This is a genomic window from Pseudomonas sp. LG1D9 (assembly GCF_002949995.1).
GTDB classification, from domain to species: domain Bacteria; phylum Pseudomonadota; class Gammaproteobacteria; order Pseudomonadales; family Pseudomonadaceae; genus Aquipseudomonas; species Aquipseudomonas proteolytica.
On sequence record NZ_CP026881.1, the window covers coordinates 3,191,531 to 3,207,036 of the forward strand.

Here is a 15,506-nt window from a genome sequence, read left to right on the forward strand (position 1 = left end):
TATGGTTGTGGCGAGCGGGCTTGCCCCGCGCTGGGCTGCGCAGCAACCCCAGAAAGGCCTACGCGGTTTTTCAGACAGAATCCCGTTGCCGGTTTTGGGGCTGCTGCGCAGCCCAGCGCGGGGCAAGCCCGCTCGCCACAACAAGCCCATTAGCCGCGGGAACAGGGGCTCACTCATGGGGTTGCTCCAGCAAAACCCGCCCACTGGAACACGCCGCACTGTCGTTGCGATAGGCAAAGTACAACTTGCCGCGCTCGCGATCAAAACGCAGGTGCAGTTCGATCACGTCGCCAGGGCGTACCAGTTGCTGGAACTTGAGCACTTCCATGCCGGCAAAGGTCGGCGGCAGGTCGAGCAGTTGCTGGCCCAGGTTGAACGCCCATTCCACCTGCACCACCCCCGGCAATACCGGCGTGTGAGGGAAATGCCCGCTGAAGTAGGCCAGGTCCGGGGGGATGCTCAGTTGCAGGGTCCATTCGCCGTCAGTCTCGACTTGCGCCAGCACTTGCGGGGCCTTGGGGCGCGGCGCCAGGAGCAGGGCGTCGATCTGCGCCTGGGGCAGTTTGCCCTGGGTGTTGAACGGCAGCTGCCGCAACAAGCGCCAGCGACGGGGCAGGGCCAGGGCTTCGCAGTGTTGGCTCAGGTGTTGGCGCAGGGCCTGGGTGACGCTGCGCCGGCCTTGGTTACGCAAGGCGTGCAGGCCGTCGCCACTGAGCACCACCAGGGCGCCGAGGGATGCGCGGTTTTCCTGGACCACCCCCAGGCGCGCTTCTGCAACCCACGCGTGCTCGGCCAGGGCGTGTTCGAGCATGGGCAGCGAGATGCGTTTTTCTTCCAGCTTGACGATCCGATCCAGGCGCCCGAGCAATTCGAAGCGGCCGTCGGCGTAGATCTGGGCGGCGTCGGCAGTCTGTTCGACATGCCCGGCCGGCAGGTACGGTGAGGCAATGCGCAAGGCGCCCTCGGCATCCTGGCTCAGGCACACATCGGCAAACGGCTGCCAGGGCGTTTGGCCCTGGCGCCAGGCAATGCCACCGGTTTCCGAGCTGCCGAGGATCTCGGTCGGCCACTGTTGCAGGCGTTGGTGCAGGCTGTCGGCCGCGTCGATGGGCAGCGCACCACCGGAGGAGAACACGCGCTTGACGCTGCTCAAGGCCGCCCAGTCGAGGTTATCACCCATGCGTTTGAGCAGGGCCGGGCTGGCCACCCAGGCAAAATGCGGGTGCTGGCGGCTGATGCGCTGCACGTCCTCGGGGAACGGCAGTTGCTGGCGCACAAAGCTGCGACCGGCGCACAGCGGCCACAGCACCCGGAACAGCAGGCCATAGATGTGTTGGGTGGCGACGCTGCCGATGATGCACGCCTGGCCCAGGTCGGCGCCCCACAAGGCTTCCAGGGCCCGCACCTCGTTGGCCAGTTGGCGCAGGGTCTTGTCGATGCGCTTGGGCTCGCCGCTGGAGCCGGAGGTACACAGGCCCAAATGGCAGGCGTCCAGGTCCAGGGCGGCGGCGGCCAGCGGCGGTTGGTAGAGCGCATCCAGGTCGCCCGCTTCGGTCAGCCAGGCGTCAACATCAGCGGCCCAGCGTTGGCGTGTCTGGGGTTGCAGGTCGGCGGGCAGCAACACGCTGACCCCGGCCTGCCAGGCGCCCAGCAAGGCAATCGCCAGCTCGCCGGCGTCGTTCAAGTGCACCGCCAGGCGCTGGATGCCGCGGGCTTGCAGGCCGGCCGCCAGGCTCAGGGCCCGTTCGCACAGCTGTGCGTGGTTCATCGCAGGTTCGGTGGTGACCGAACGCAGTTCCACAGGCTCAAGCAACAGATGCTCAAGATTGACCCAATTCATACGCGGCCTCGAACCCTTTGTCGTACCAGCCATTCCACGGCAAACAACAGGCCCATCAAGCCATAGGCGATCAGGCCGTTGTACAACATCCACCAGCTCAGCGGTGCCCACAGGGTGAGCGCGGCGGCGAGCAGGCCGTTACACAAGAAAAACACACTCCATACCACGGTGACCTGGCGCGTGTACGCAATAGCCTTTTGCGGCAGATGCGGGTCGCTCAGGCGCGCCAGGCGCTCGACCATCGGCGGGCCGTATTTCAGGCTCAGGCCGAACAGCGCGAGCATGAAGGTGCTGACCAGGCTCGGGTACCAGCGCAGCAGTTGCGGGTTGTCGAACCAGGCCAGCAGCAGGCAAAACACCACCGCGACAAAGGCCATCCAGCCACTGCCGGGGCGCCGTGCGCCGGTCAGCGCGCGCAGCAGCCACAGGCAGGCCAGCAGCAGGCCGAATTGCCAGGGCGCGAAATGCTCCGTGCCGTAATACACCGCAAAAGGATACAGCAGCCCTACCAGCAACAGGCCAAGGCCGATCAGCCGGCTCATGCGGCCGGTTGGACCAGACGGTAGACCGCCTCGACCACGTCATTGACCGTACGCACGGCCTTGAACTCTTCGGCGGCGATTTTCTTGCCGGTCTGGCGCTTGATATGGTCGATCAGGTCCACCGCATCGATGCTGTCGATTTCCAGGTCCTGGTACAGGTTGGCGTCGAGGGTGACCCGCTCCGGCTCCAGTTCAAACAGTTCCACCAGGGCGTCGCGCAGGGTGTTGAAGATATCGTCACGAGTTTGCATGGTCGGGTCTCAAGCTGCCTGTCTGGCCGTGACGAACGCCGCAAGGCTGGCCACGTTGATAAAGTGATTGCGGGTGTCCTTGGCGTCGGCATCGATCTTGATACCGTACTTTTTCTGGATCGCCAGGCCCAATTCCAGGGCATCTACCGAATCCAGGCCCAGGCCTTCGCCGAACAGGGTTTGCTCGCTGCCGATGTCGCAGGCGTCGATGTCTTCCAGGCCCAGGGCCTCGATGATCAGGGTTTTAATGTCGTGCTCAAGGCTGTTGGGGTTGCTCATCTTCGGCGAGCTCCTTAATGAAATAGTGATGCAGGTAATCGTTGAGCTTGCGTGAGGCCTGGGGTGCGGGCCCTTGTGAGGCAAACACCTGTGGGTCTATATCGGCCCCCACCTGCAAACTGAAGTGAAAGCGGCGGTTGGGGATGCGATACCAGGGCTCGGCCTTGGTCAGCGTGGTCGGGCTGACCTTGAGCACCACGGGGGTGATGATTGTCGCACCGCGCAGGGCGATGGCGGCGGCCCCGCGATGAAAGGCCGGCGGCGCGCCTGGCACGGTGCGGGTGCCTTCGGGGAAGATGATCAGGGTCTGGCCGCCACGCAGGGCGCCTGCGGCGGCATCGAGCATGTCGATGCTGCCGTCGTTGCTGATATAGCCGGCATCGCTCACCGGCCCCCGGGTGAAGGGGTTTTGCCACAGGCTTTGCTTGACCACGCAATTGGCCTGGCGCACCAGGCCGATCAGCACCACCACATCGATCAGCGACGGGTGATTGGCGATGATCATCTGCCCGGGGCGCCCGAGCTTTTCGGCGCCTTCGACGCTGTAGGTCAGAATGCCGGCGCGGTACATCATGTTGATAAAGAACCAGAACAACCGCCCGATGGTCAGGCGCGCGCGACGCTGGTGTTGCCGGGCGTCCCCCGGCAGGCAGCTGAGCAGCGGAAACACCAGCAGGCGCAGGCACAAGCCGCCCAGGCCGAACAGCACGAAGCTGGCCGCCGTGGCGAGCAGGCGCCAGTAGTAGGCGTCCCGGGGCTTGTCGGTCAGGGTTTGCGTTGCCAGTTCCATACTCGGTTCTTCCAGGCATGTTGGCAGGCACCTTGCTCGTTGAGCAGGGTGCGCAGCAGGTTCAGGGCGTGGGGCCACTGGGTCTCGGTGGGTTGGACCGTTGCGGTGTGCAGCGCCAGTTGCCATTCGTCGCCTGGGGTCAGCAGCAGGCCCAGGGCATAGGGGAACGGCACATCATTGATCCAGCGCGTGTACGCCGGGGGTGGCTGTTCTTCGGTAATCACCAGCAGCACGGCCGGCGCGCCTTCGTTGAGCAGGGCCGCCGCTTCGAGCATGCCGTGCTCCAGGCCGTCGCCTGCCGCTGCCAGGGCGGTCATTTCGCTGGTTTCATTGCGCAGGATCGACCATAGGCCAATCACCGCATTGTGTACCGACAGGCTGAACTGGGTGGGCGACAGGGGCTGGTTATTGGCCAGGTCGCTGAGGATATCCAGGGTGCGCGGGGTTTCGCCATGACGTGAAACAAACACCAGCGGCAGGTCCTGCAGGCCTTCTGCCAAGGGCCAGCCGACGCTGAAGGCCATCCGGGCCAGGCGGCTCAGGCGCCGGCGCTGCATGGCCGGCAGGAACGACACATCGGGTGCGGCATCGCTTTGGGCCAGCAACGTCGGGGCCTGGCACCAGTCGCGCCAGGCATCCACGCTGTCGAGCCCAGGGGCCCAGGCGCGCCATTGGGCGATGTTGAAATTGATCACTGAGAAGATTTCCCGCCCCTGCGGGCTTCCTTGTGCTGCAGTTTGCCCCGCAATGGCGGGACATGGCGCGATGGCCGAATGGCGCGCATTATCCCGGTGCGGTGGGGTTCTAGCAAACTTTGGTAAAGAATTGTTCACGAGATATTACAAAGTCAGCGAAATGAATCATCGATTCTCCGCCAATGGCTGTAGGTGTTTGGTGTCAGGCAGGTCTTTGTTGGTTGGCGTAATACGAGATAGTTATGCGGGATCGATCCTCTGATGCTGTAGTACATGCTTGATCAAGGTAGCGAGCGGGCGCTTTTGCCCTCTACACTCGGGCATTCATTGATACACGGAGGTTTTTCCATGCGGCGCGTGGTGTTCAATCAAAAAGGCGGCGTTGGCAAATCCAGCATCGCCTGCAACCTGGCGGCGGTCAGCGCCAGCGAAGGCTATCGAACCCTGTTGGTGGACCTCGATGCACAGGCCAACTCGACCCAGTACCTGACGGGGCTGACGGGTGACGATATCCCCATGGGCATTGCCGATTTCTTCAAGCAGACCCTGTCATCCGGGCCGTTTTCGAAGAAAAACCAGGTGGATATCTACGAAACCCCATTCGACAACCTGCACGTGATCACCGCCACCGCGGAACTGGCGGACCTGCAGCCCAAGCTTGAGGCCAAGCACAAGATCAACAAGCTGCGAAAACTGCTTGATGAATTGGCCGAGGATTACGACCGGATTTACCTGGATACGCCGCCGGCCTTGAACTTTTATGCGGTTTCCGCGCTGATTGCAGCGGATCGCGTGTTGATCCCGTTCGATTGCGATAGTTTTTCGCGCCAGGCGCTGTACGGCCTGCTGGCGGAAATCGAAGAACTCAAGGACGACCACAACGAAGGCCTGGAAGTGGAAGGCATCGTGGTCAACCAGTTCCAGGCCCGGGCGAGCCTGCCGCAGCAGATGCTCGACGAGTTGATTGCCGAAGGCCTACCGGTGTTGCCGGTGTACCTGGCCAGCTCGGTGCGCATGCGCGAGTCCCACCAGGAAAGCAAACCGCTGATCCACCTCGACCCGCGCCACAAACTGACCCGACAGTTCGTGGAGCTGCACAACCTGCTGGAAAACACCTGATCTGAAGGGTGAACACGGTCTATGTGGGAGCTGGCTTGCCTGCGATGACGGTGTGCCAGCTTGCATATCCATCAAGCTGCCCCTCGCCATCGCGGGCAAGCCCGCTCCTACAGGGTTACACCCCTTGGCTGCGCAACCAGCTCATCAATTGCGGTAGCGCAAACGCGCCGCTCTGGCGTGCCACTTCCCGGCCGTTCTTGAATAGGATCAGGGTGGGAATCGAGCGAATCCCCAATTGTGCCGAAAGCTGCTGGTTGGCCTCACTATCGAGCTTGGCCAGGCGGCACTTTCCCGCCAACTGCCCGGCCGCCTGTTCAAACACCGGCGCAAACGATTTGCACGGCCCGCACCACTCTGCCCACACATCCACCAGCAGCGGCAAGTCGCCCTTGATCTGGCTGGAATAGTCGCCCTGTTTCAGTTCAAACGGTTTGCTCAGCAACACCGGCTGCTTGCATCGCCCGCACTTTGGGGCATCGCCCATGCGTTCGTGGGGGATGCGGTTGAGGCCATTGCAATGAGGGCAGGGGATTACCAGGGGATCGGACATGGTGGGATTCCGTTGAAGTTGCCAATGAACTCTATTTGGAGCCAAGACCGAAATTATCAAGGCTCGGCGGTGGCGACGCATGTGTTCACATTTTTGCCTGTGCGCACGTTTGGCCGCCTACCTAGGCTACGTATGCAAGTTTGAGATTGTGCCGCTGGTCTACTGAGCACCTATCGCATATTGCGATAATTTGATGCCGAGACTAACCCCCATAGCAAGATGCGATAAGGATATTGCATGCGAGTAATCAGTGTGAGACCCATTCGAAATGCCAAGGGCAAGTGGAAGGAGTGACAGGAAAATGAGCGTATTGATTGAGCAGGCTGTTGAGCACTGGGAATTTGTGTCACCGCTGTTGCGCAAGCCCAAAAGCGAGGCTGACTACGATGTGCTGGTCGAGGCCTACGATCTGGAGCATTGGCCGATACCCGAGGTGAGTGGTGTCGAAGTGTTGCGGTCAATGATGCAGGAGCACGGTTTGACCCAGAGTGATTTACCGGGCGTAGGTCCTCAATCGGTGGTCTCTGAAATTCTCAGTGGCAAGCGCCAGCTCAACGTGCGACAGATTCGTTGGCTGGCAGAGCACTTTAAAGTGCCTGTGGATATGTTCATCTGAAAAGAGCTATGACGAACAACTGATCTCCAAATGCTTGCCCCAATCGGGCGGCCGCTGGGCGTACTGCTCCATCCCTGCCTGTTCTTCAAATGGTTTGCTCAACACCTCATGCAGCCTGTGCACTTCGCTGTAGTCGCCGGACTCGGCGGCGGTGATGGCGTTTTGTGCTAGGTAGTTGCGCAGGATATACAGCGGGTTGACGGCGTGCATCCGCTCGCGGCGTTGTGTCTCGCTGGCATTGCCTTCGCGTTCAACCCGCGCCTTGTACTCGTCGGCCCAGGCATCAAAGCCCGCGCGGTCGACGAAGTCATCGCGCAACTGCGCCACGGCCAGTACGGCGGGCTCATCCCCCAGGCGGCGGAAGAACAAGGTGTAGTCCACGCCGCTGTTTTGCATCAGTTGCAGCAAGCGCTCTACCAGTTTCTGGTCGTCGTCTTCGGCGGTGGTCAGGCCCAGGCGGCGGCGCATCAGGTCCAGGTAGTGGGCCTGGTAGAGCGGCAGGTACAGGCCCAGGGTTTCGCGCAGGGCTTCAACGCTGATATACGGCGTCAATGCCTGGGCCAGGGCACTGAGGTTCCACTGGCCGATCGGTACCTGGTTGCTGAAGGAGTAACGCCCTTCGTGATCGGAGTGGTTGCAGATGAAATGGGCGTCGAAGTCATCGAGGAAGGCAAACGGCCCGAAGTCGAAGGTAATACCCAGGATCGACATGTTGTCGGTGTTCATCACCCCATGGCAAAAGCCGTAAGCCTGCCACTTGGCAATCAGTTCGGCGTTGCGCTCGACAATCTCGCGGAACATCGCCAGGTACGGCTCGGGTTGCTCCTGGCATTCGGGGAAGTGCAACTTCAGCACGTGTTCGGCCAGTTGCTGGTGCAACTCGGTTTTCTGGGTGTAATAGAAGTACTCGAAGTGCCCAAAGCGGATATGGCTCGGCGCCAGGCGCAGGACCATGGCCGCACGTTCCTGTTTTTCGCGCCATACCGGGGTGTCGGAGCCGATCACGCACAGGGCGCGGCTGCTGGGGATGCCCAGGGCGTGCAAGGCTTCGGAGGCGAGAAACTCGCGGATCGAAGAGCGCAGTACCGCGCGGCCATCACCCATGCGTGAGTAAGGCGTTTGCCCCGCGCCCTTGAGGTGCAAGTCCCAGTGTTCGCCCGCCGCGTTATATACCTCGCCCAGCAGCAAGCCGCGACCATCCCCCAGTTGCGGGTTGTAGGAGCCAAACTGATGCCCCGAATAGACCATCGCCCGTGGTTCGGCCTCGGCCCACAGCTTGTGGCCACCGAACAGTTCGGCGAACACCGGTGTCTGGGCGACGGCTGGGTCGAGATCAAGCAGGGCCATGGCGGCACTGCTCGCCACCACCAGCCGTGGCGCGTCGATGGGCTCGGGCAGTACGTGGGTTGAGAAACCATCGCCCAGGCGGGCGAAGCGGTTGTCGAAGGTCAGGTCGTCGAGGGCTTTCACCGGCCATCTCCAGCAGAATGTCCGAGCATTCTGCTGGGGATAAAGCGGTTAGTCGAGTTTGGTCGGCGGAGTGGGTTGTGGCGAGCCGTCATTGGCCGGCTTGCTCAGGGGTTCGATTTCCACCAGTTTGTATTCCTGGCCGTGCAGGTTCTTCAGGTAAACCTCCATCTGCCGGAACGAAATATTGATGCTCTGTTTCTTGAACTCACGATTGATGAAGCGGTTGACCTCATCGATCACCGGGTTACGGTCGCCCAGATCGCGCACATGCATGCGCAATTCGTGGTCCAGGGTACTTTCGCCGAAGTTGAGGAAGTACACGTGGGGTTCCGGGTCTTTCAGGACGCGCGGGTTATCCCTGGCGGCCTTGAGCAACAATTCCTTCACCAGGTCCAGGTCAGAGCCGTAGTCCACGCCGAGCTTGAGAGTGACCCGGGTGATGGTGTCGGTCAGCGACCAGTTGATCAGTTGCCCGGTGATAAAGGTTTTGTTCGGGACAATGATGTCCTTGCGGTCAAAGTCGGTGATGGTGGTGGCGCGGATGCGGATCTTGCTCACCGTGCCCGACAGGTTGCCGATGGTGATGGTGTCGCCGATGCGTACCGGGCGCTCGAACAGGATCATGATGCCGGAGATAAAGTTGGCAAAGATCTCCTGCATACCGAAGCCCAGGCCCACCGACAGTGCGGCCACCAGCCATTGCAGCTTGTCCCAGCTCACCCCGAGGGTCGACAGGGTCGACACAAAACCCACACCGGCAATGACATACGACAGCAAGGTGGTGGTGGCATAGGCGCTGCCCTGGGCCAGGTCCAGCTTCGACAGCACCAGCACTTCCAGAAGCCCCGGCAGGTTGCGCGCCAGGGCAAAGGTGATACCGATGATGATCAGCGCGCCGAGCATGTCGCCGATGCTGATGGGCACCATGCTGATATTGGCGCCGGTACCGCTGGTGTATTCGTAGAGGGTGACGTTGTCCAGGTAGGAGAACACCGAGATCAGGTCGGACCAGACCCAGTACAGCGCCGCGATAAAACCGCCGAGCAAGGCCAGGCGAATCAGGCGCATGGATTGTTCGTTGACCTGCTCGATATCCAGGGTCGGTTCCTCGATCACCACTTCGCCGTCGCCGGCTTCCTTGGCGGCCTGGCGTTTGGCCAGTGCGCGGGAGTAGGCCAGGCGCCGTGCGGCAACGCCCAGGCCACGGACGAAGGTGGCTTCGATCACCAGCCAGAACATCAGCAGGTACAGGGTGTTGATCAGGCGGTCGCTGAGTTTGAGCGCGGTGTAGTAGTAGCCAAAGCACACGGCAATAAACAGCGCGATGGGCAGCGCGGTAAACGCGACGCCGACGACCTTGCGAAACAGTGAGGCTTTTTCATGGGTCGGGCTGTTGAGCAGCAGGCGGCTGAGCAGCCAGGCCATCAGCCCATAACAGGTGAGGACCACGGCGATGCCCAGCACATCATCGGCCAGGGCCGCCGGTTGATGCTCGGCGATGGACACCACGGCCACCAGCGCCAACACCACCAGCCCCAGTTTGCGGATCCAGCCCTGGAGGAATTCGACCTGGGGTTTTTCCCAGCGGAAATGCAATTCGGCCACGCCACCCGGCGCAAGGATCCGGTAGGCGGTGTAGAACACCAGCCACGCCTGGGCGATCTGCACCAGGGCCATGCCCAGGTTGGCGTTCTGCCCACGCGCATCGATTTGCAGGGCATAGCCGCACAGCGCCAGGCCGAGGGTCACGGGCAAGGCCAGCAGGATATTCACCAGGATCGCGACCGGGGTGTGCCACTGGCTGTCACGCTTGAAGTGACCGATATCCATGTGGATTTTCTTCAGCCGGTCATACAGGTTGCTGCGCCGCCACAACAGTGCGCCGATCAGCAGCAGCAGGGGCAAAAACAGCAGCGGGCGCTGGGCCAGGCCGTCGTACAGTTCGCTGAGGCTGGAGGCCCAGGGCAGGGTGTCGACCTGTTTGCTCAGGCGGTTGGGCACGCCTTCGAGCCATTCGACGTCCAGCGGTTTGTTGCTGGGGATCCAGAACATCTGTTCGTCGAGGGTCGCGCGCAGGCTGGCGGCGGTGCTGAGCAGTTGCTTCTGGTTCAGTTGCAGGGTGATGGATTCGTTGAGCAGCGAGCTCAGTTCCCGGCTCAGGCGTTCGAGCAAGTCGCTGCGGGTCACGGCCAGTTCCAGCAGGGTGCGGCGCAGCTGTGGCGTGACCTGGTCCTCTGGCTGGTCGGCCAGCAGGTTGTCGACGTAGGCGCTCGGTGAACTGATCAGCTCGCGCTGCTGGTTGACCTCGAATTGGTACAGGCGAATGTTGGCGATATCGTCGGCCAGGTCGCGATCGACTTTCAGGCGCGGCAAGGCCTGCTTCTGTTTATAGAGGATTTTCGACAGCAGCAGGCTGCCCTTGAGCACGTTGATCTGCTCGTCCAGGGCCGAATCGCTCTGGGTCACATTGTCCAGCAACTGTTTTGTTTGCAGGTTCTGCTGGGTCAGCTCATTGAGCCGGTCAGTGCTTTTGAGCAGGTAGTCGGACAGCTTCAGGTTGGCTGCGCTTTCCGTGGCCAGCAGGCTGCTGCCGCCGGCCTTCTGTGCCTCGATGGACTGCTGGGTCACAGTCTCCTGGGACTGGGCCAGGCGTTTCTGGTTGATCAGGGTTTGCAGGTCCTGGATTTCCTGCTCCAGGCGCGCGGTTTTTTCCACCGCCAGGTCATGCTGGCTGTTGCCCAGGTCTTGCAGTTGGCTGTTGCCGGCCAGTTCCTGGCGGCGCAGCGGGATCAAGGCGTTGAGCGCCGCCAGTTCGGCGTTCAGCAGGTTTCGCTGGTCGCCATTTAGCGGTTTGCCATTGTCCTTGCCGGCCTTGAGGATGCTGTTGATCTGCTGGATGCGCGTCTGGCTGTTGCTGATTTCGGTCTGGGCGCGCTCGGGGCGGGTCTGGGCAGCGATGCTCAGGCTGTTGGCGTCGGCCAACTCTTTTTGCAGGTCGCCTTGCTGGGTGCTGCGCTGCACCAGCAGTTGTTCGAGCTGCGGCACCGGCAGGCTGGCGTAGCGTTGGGCCACCGGGACAACCTTGGTGCCCTTGAGCCGGGCCAGTTCACGGGCGTTTTCCGTGGTCTGGCGGGGTGCATCTTGCAATTGGCGCTTGAGATCGCTCAGGCGTTGCTCGTAGTCCTGCTTGTTGCCCAGCAACGTCAGGGTCTGCTGCAAAACGTTCTGCAGCGCCTTCATGTCGGCGTCGGGCAGTTTGCGGTCCGGCAGCTTGTCCAGGGTCTGTTGCACACTCTCGATGCTTGGCGGGTCGGCGGCGAATACGGGGCTGACGCAGAGACTCAGGCCCAGCAAGGCAGTGGCTAAAAAAGTGCGCAGGATTGTCATAGAGACCGGTCGAACAAGATGAAGAATAGGGGGCGTGCTGATGGCCATTGGCACACCGTCGCCCCGCAGTTTAGAGGAAGAGTCCGGGGGCCGGGCGACTTCCTTCGGGGAATCTGACGCCGACTTTGCCGATCTTGTTCCCGTCCATCACGGCGACTGTCCAAATGGTGTTGTTCCACTCCACCTGGTCGCCGACGATGGGGGCGCCACCGACCTTTTGCGTGATGAACTGGCCCAGGGGCATATCCGGATCGATACCGTCGAGCTTGAGCCCGTACAGCGCCGACACCGCGCCCAGTTGCGCGTCGCCTTCGAGCACGAAGTCGCCGAAGAAGCGCAGGTCCAGGCCCCGTTGCGGCGCCTGGCTGAACAGTTTGCCGAGGGCGGCGAGGTTGTGTTCATGGCCGATCACGCACAGCAGGTCGTCGGCCTCCAACACCGTACTACCCGACGGATGGAGCAGTTGCTGGCCGCGAAACAGTGCGGCGATGCGCGTGCCTTCGGGCATTTTCAGCTCGCGCAGGGCGGCGCCGATGCACCACTTCTCGGCGCCCAGGCGGTAGACGAACAGCTCCCACTCGCTGGTGACGTGCACTTCCAGGGCGGCCCGGGAGATCGGCGCGGGCTCGGGCGGTACCGTCACTTTCAAAAGCTTGGCCACCCACGGCAGGCTGGTGCCCTGCACCAGCAACGACACCAGCACGATAAAGAACGCCAGGTTGAAATACAGCTGGGCGTGGGGCAGGCCGGCCATCAGCGGGAACACCGCAAGAATGATCGGTACCGCGCCGCGCAGGCCGACCCAGGCGATAAATACTTTTTCGCGGCCGTGGAAGGCCTTGAACGGCAGCAGGCCAACCGCCACTGACAGCGGCCGGGCAAACAGGATCATCCACAGCGCCAGGCCCAGGGCCGGCAGGGCGATGGGCAGCAGGTCGTGGGGCGTGACCAGCAGGCCCAGCACCAGGAACATGCCGATCTGCGCCAGCCAGGCCATGCCGTCGAGCATATGCAGGATGCCGTGGCGGCTGCGCACCGGACGGTTGCCGATCACCAGGCCGCACAGGTACACGGCGAGGAAGCCGCTGCCGTGCAGGGCATTGGTCAGGGCAAACACGAACAGGCCACCGGCGATCACCAGGATCGGGTACAGGCCGTTGGCCAGGTTGATCCGGTTGACCAGTTGCAGCATCAGCCAGCCGCCGCCCAGGCCGATAATGCCGCCGATGCCGAATTCGCGGATCAGGTGGGTCAACAGGCTCCAGTGCAGGCCGGTCTGGCCGCTGGCGAGCATGTCGATCAGGGTTACGGTGAGGAACACCGCCATTGGGTCGTTGCTGCCGGATTCTATTTCCAGGCTGGCGCTGACCCGTTCGTTCAGGCCCTTGCCGCCCAGCAGCGAGAACACGGCGGCGGCATCGGTGGAGCCGACGATGGCTCCGATCAGCAGGCCCTGGATGATATTGAGGTCAAACAGCCAGGCCGCCGCCATACCGGTGAGGCCGGTGGTTATCAACACCCCCACGGTCGCCAGCGACAGGGCTGGCCACAGTGCCACGCGAAAACTCGCGACCCGTGTGCGCAAGCCGCCATCGAGCAGGATCACTGCCAATGCCAGGTTGCCCACCAGGTACGCGGTCGGGTAGTTATCGAAAATGATCCCGCCGCCATCGACGCCGGCGATCATGCCCACGGCCAGGATGATCACCAGGATCGGGATGCCCAGGCGGGACGAAAGAGAACTCACCAGAATGCTCGCACTTACCAGCAACGCGCCGATCAAGAACAGGCTGTTGATGGTCGTCGCATTCAAAGGCAGTACTCCGGAAATAAGGCGAGGCGCAGTCTGACCATGCAGTCTGCGTGCCAGCGATTCTAACCTGTTGAATTGCTGCGCTGTCAAAAAGCTTTTGTAGGAGCTGGCTTGCCTGCGAGGCAGCGCCTCGGTGAATCAGGCTCACCGCGGCGCTGCCATCGCAGCATAGGTATCTACACAACTTTGCCGTAACGCCTAGATCGAGGCAGATAGCGCCGTTGTGGCGAGCGGGCTTGCCCCGCGCTGGGCTGCGAAGCAGCCCCAATAAGCCTAATGCGTTGTACCAGATACACCGCAGCGGCTGGTTTTGGGGCTGCTTCGCAGCCCAGCGCGGGGCAAGCCCGCTCGCCACAGGGAAGTTCGTCAGTTTCTGAAAGTTGTGTAGATACCTATGGCCATCGCAGGCAAGCCAGCTCCTACAGGGGGTGACTGTATTTCAGAGGCGGAAACGCCCCACCATCCCATTCAAATCCACTGCCAGGCGCGACAACTCGCTGCTGGCCGCACTGGTCTGGCTGGCGCCCGTGGCCGATTGCACCGACAAGTCGCGGATGTTCACCAGGTTGCGATCCACTTCCCGCGCGACTTGCGCCTGCTCTTCGGCGGCGCTGGCGATCACCAGGTTGCGCTCGTTGATCTCGATGATCGCGCTATTGATGGTATCCAGGGACATCCCCGCGCCTTTGGCGATATTGAGTGTGGATTCGGCGCGCTCGGTGCTGTTGCGCATCGAGTCCACCGCCTGCTCGGTACCGGCCTGGATACTGCCGATCATCCGTTCGATCTCACTGGTCGATTGCTGGGTGCGATGGGCCAGGGCCCGCACTTCATCGGCCACTACCGCAAAACCACGCCCGGCTTCCCCGGCACGCGCAGCCTCGATGGCGGCGTTCAGGGCCAGCAGGTTGGTCTGGTCGGCCAGGCCGCGAATCACGTCGAGCACCTTGCCGATATCCCGCGACTCTTCGGCCAGCGCGCCGATCAGCGTGGCGGTGCCCTGCACATCGCCGCTCATGCGCTCGATGGCGCTGACGGTTTCCTGCACCAGGTCGCGACCATCACCCGCCGAGGCCGTGGCGTTTTTCGAGGCTTCGGAGGTGCTGACCGCATTGCGCGCGACTTCTTCAACGGCGCTGGTCATCTCGTTGACGGCGGTGGCCGCCTGTTCGATCTCGTTGTTCTGCTGGGTCAGGCCACGGGCGCTTTCGTCGGTGACGGCGTTCAGCTCTTCGGCAGCGGAGGCCAGTTGGGTGGCCGAACCAGAAATGCGCTGCAGGGTGTCGCGCAATTTCTCCTGCATTTTATTCATTGCGCGCAACAGGCGGCCGGCTTCGTCATCGCCATCGACCTTGATCGACTGGGTCAGGTTGCCCTCGGCAATGTGCTCGGCGGCGTCCAGGGCTTGGGCGATGGGTAGGGTGATGCTGCGGGTCAGCAGCCAGGCAAACAGCACGGTCAGTGCGGTGGTCAGCACCAGCAGGGCCACCACCAGGTCAAAGGCCGAGTCATATTGATCGGCAGCCTTTTGGTTGGTGGCATTGGCCATGCTGTTGTTGAGGTCCAGCAGGCGCGTGAGGGCTGTGTTGATCTGCTCGGAGTTGCTCAGCAATTGCGTGTTGAGCAGGGTGCGCAGTTCTTCTATCTGGTTGCTGCGCGACAGGCTCTTCATCCGCTCTTCAATCTGGTGGTACTGGCCCAGCAGGCGTACGTACTCCTCGTAGGCCGAGCGTTCCTCACGGCTTTCGATCAGCTTTTCATAAGTGCCCTGGGCCGTACGAATCTGCTGGTTGCGCAGTTCAAAGGCTTCCAGGGTCTTCTGTTGTACGTCTGGCTCGCGGTTGGTCAGCAGGCGATAAGACAGCACGCGCAGGCGCAGGGTCAGTTGGGTAAAGTCCTCGAGGGCGCGAATGCTCGGCACGCTGCTCTGGGTGATGTCTTCGGCGGCCCCACGGATCTTGCTCATCTGGTTCAGCGCAAAAATACCGAGAAACAACATCAGCGCACCAATGCACGCGAAGCCGAGAAACGCGCGCGGCGCGATATTCATATTACGAAGAGACATGAGTGGTCCTGGGAGAGGCGCGATCCGTGCGGCTTTGAGGCGGGGTAAGCATGACCTATCGGACATGCGACCAAAGTCTTGAGGGGCTG

Annotated in this window: 13 protein-coding genes; 2 read left to right on the forward strand and 11 right to left on the reverse strand. The window is 62.0% G+C overall.

Features of this window, described 5'->3' with window-relative positions:
- Positions 1-169: 169 nt before the first annotated feature.
- Genes C5F71_RS15095 through C5F71_RS15120 form a run of 6 tightly spaced genes read right to left on the reverse strand, consistent with a single transcriptional unit; the run spans position 170 to position 4,397 of the window.
- Entirely contained in the window at positions 170-1,840 is a 1,671-nt protein-coding gene (locus tag C5F71_RS15095; RefSeq protein WP_104911429.1) for an acyl-CoA synthetase family protein, read from the reverse strand.
- A complete protein-coding gene (locus tag C5F71_RS15100) occupies positions 1,837-2,382 on the reverse strand; it encodes a membrane protein (RefSeq protein WP_029296124.1) in 546 nt (181 codons plus the stop codon). The genes C5F71_RS15095 and C5F71_RS15100 overlap by 4 nt, the downstream gene beginning before the upstream one ends.
- Entirely contained in the window at positions 2,379-2,633 is a 255-nt protein-coding gene (locus C5F71_RS15105; RefSeq protein WP_003209389.1) for an acyl carrier protein, read from the reverse strand. Before C5F71_RS15105 ends, C5F71_RS15100 begins: the two co-directional genes overlap by 4 nt.
- Before the next feature lie 9 nt (positions 2,634-2,642).
- On the reverse strand, positions 2,643-2,912 hold the full coding sequence (locus C5F71_RS15110) for a phosphopantetheine-binding protein (protein ID WP_038445478.1): 270 nt from the start codon (positions 2,910-2,912) through the stop codon (positions 2,643-2,645).
- Entirely contained in the window at positions 2,890-3,702 is an 813-nt protein-coding gene (locus tag C5F71_RS15115; protein ID WP_104911430.1) for a 1-acyl-sn-glycerol-3-phosphate acyltransferase, read from the reverse strand. Before C5F71_RS15115 ends, C5F71_RS15110 begins: the two co-directional genes overlap by 23 nt.
- Positions 3,678-4,397: a beta-ketoacyl synthase chain length factor gene (locus C5F71_RS15120; protein ID WP_104911431.1), complete on the reverse strand. Its 720-nt coding sequence runs from the start codon at positions 4,395-4,397 to the stop codon at positions 3,678-3,680. The genes C5F71_RS15115 and C5F71_RS15120 overlap by 25 nt, the downstream gene beginning before the upstream one ends.
- A 348-nt stretch (positions 4,398-4,745) precedes the next feature.
- Here C5F71_RS15120 and C5F71_RS15125 point away from each other — a divergent pair, with 348 nt between their 5' ends.
- On the forward strand, positions 4,746-5,516 hold the full coding sequence (locus C5F71_RS15125) for a ParA family protein (RefSeq protein WP_029296134.1): 771 nt from the start codon (positions 4,746-4,748) through the stop codon (positions 5,514-5,516).
- A 115-nt stretch (positions 5,517-5,631) separates the two neighbouring features.
- Here the strand turns inward: C5F71_RS15125 and trxC are convergent, their stop codons facing one another.
- On the reverse strand, positions 5,632-6,066 hold the full coding sequence (trxC, locus tag C5F71_RS15130; RefSeq protein WP_092232953.1) for a thioredoxin TrxC: 435 nt from the start codon (positions 6,064-6,066) through the stop codon (positions 5,632-5,634).
- Between the two features lie 301 nt (positions 6,067-6,367).
- Here trxC and C5F71_RS15135 point away from each other — a divergent pair, with 301 nt between their 5' ends.
- Positions 6,368-6,682, forward strand: coding sequence for a type II toxin-antitoxin system HigA family antitoxin (locus C5F71_RS15135; RefSeq protein ID WP_104911432.1), 315 nt, complete (start codon positions 6,368-6,370; stop codon positions 6,680-6,682).
- A 6-nt stretch (positions 6,683-6,688) separates the two neighbouring features.
- Here the strand turns inward: C5F71_RS15135 and selO are convergent, their stop codons facing one another.
- From selO to C5F71_RS15155, 4 genes are all read right to left on the reverse strand, one after another.
- Positions 6,689-8,152: a protein adenylyltransferase SelO gene (gene selO / locus C5F71_RS15140; protein WP_104911433.1), complete on the reverse strand. Its 1,464-nt coding sequence runs from the start codon at positions 8,150-8,152 to the stop codon at positions 6,689-6,691.
- 48 nt (positions 8,153-8,200) lie between these two features.
- A complete protein-coding gene (gene mscK, locus C5F71_RS15145) occupies positions 8,201-11,539 on the reverse strand; it encodes a mechanosensitive channel MscK (protein WP_029299229.1) in 3,339 nt (1,112 codons plus the stop codon).
- Between the two features lie 70 nt (positions 11,540-11,609).
- Entirely contained in the window at positions 11,610-13,352 is a 1,743-nt protein-coding gene (locus tag C5F71_RS15150; RefSeq protein ID WP_029299228.1) for a potassium/proton antiporter, read from the reverse strand.
- A 439-nt stretch (positions 13,353-13,791) separates the two neighbouring features.
- Complete coding sequence (locus tag C5F71_RS15155; RefSeq protein WP_104911434.1) at positions 13,792-15,417, reverse strand: methyl-accepting chemotaxis protein; 1,626 nt, start codon at positions 15,415-15,417, stop codon at positions 13,792-13,794.
- Between the last annotated feature and the right edge of the window lie 89 nt (positions 15,418-15,506).

Bases quoted from the DNA above. Each gene is read 5' to 3' on its own strand.
- trxC (WP_092232953.1), bottom strand. From the start codon at position 6,066: ATGTCCGATCCCCTGGTAATCCCCTGCCCTCATTGCAATGGCCTCAAC.
- mscK (WP_029299229.1), bottom strand. From the start codon at position 11,539: ATGACAATCCTGCGCACTTTTTTAGCCACTGCCTTGCTGGGCCTGAGT.
- C5F71_RS15100 (WP_029296124.1), bottom strand. From the start codon at position 2,382: ATGAGCCGGCTGATCGGCCTTGGCCTGTTGCTGGTAGGGCTGCTGTAT.
- C5F71_RS15135 (WP_104911432.1), top strand. From the start codon at position 6,368: ATGAGCGTATTGATTGAGCAGGCTGTTGAGCACTGGGAATTTGTGTCA.
- C5F71_RS15105 (WP_003209389.1), bottom strand. From the start codon at position 2,633: ATGCAAACTCGTGACGATATCTTCAACACCCTGCGCGACGCCCTGGTG.
- C5F71_RS15095 (WP_104911429.1), bottom strand. From the start codon at position 1,840: ATGAATTGGGTCAATCTTGAGCATCTGTTGCTTGAGCCTGTGGAACTG.
- C5F71_RS15155 (WP_104911434.1), bottom strand. From the start codon at position 15,417: ATGTCTCTTCGTAATATGAATATCGCGCCGCGCGCGTTTCTCGGCTTC.
- C5F71_RS15115 (WP_104911430.1), bottom strand. From the start codon at position 3,702: ATGGAACTGGCAACGCAAACCCTGACCGACAAGCCCCGGGACGCCTAC.
- C5F71_RS15110 (WP_038445478.1), bottom strand. From the start codon at position 2,912: ATGAGCAACCCCAACAGCCTTGAGCACGACATTAAAACCCTGATCATC.
- C5F71_RS15125 (WP_029296134.1), top strand. From the start codon at position 4,746: ATGCGGCGCGTGGTGTTCAATCAAAAAGGCGGCGTTGGCAAATCCAGC.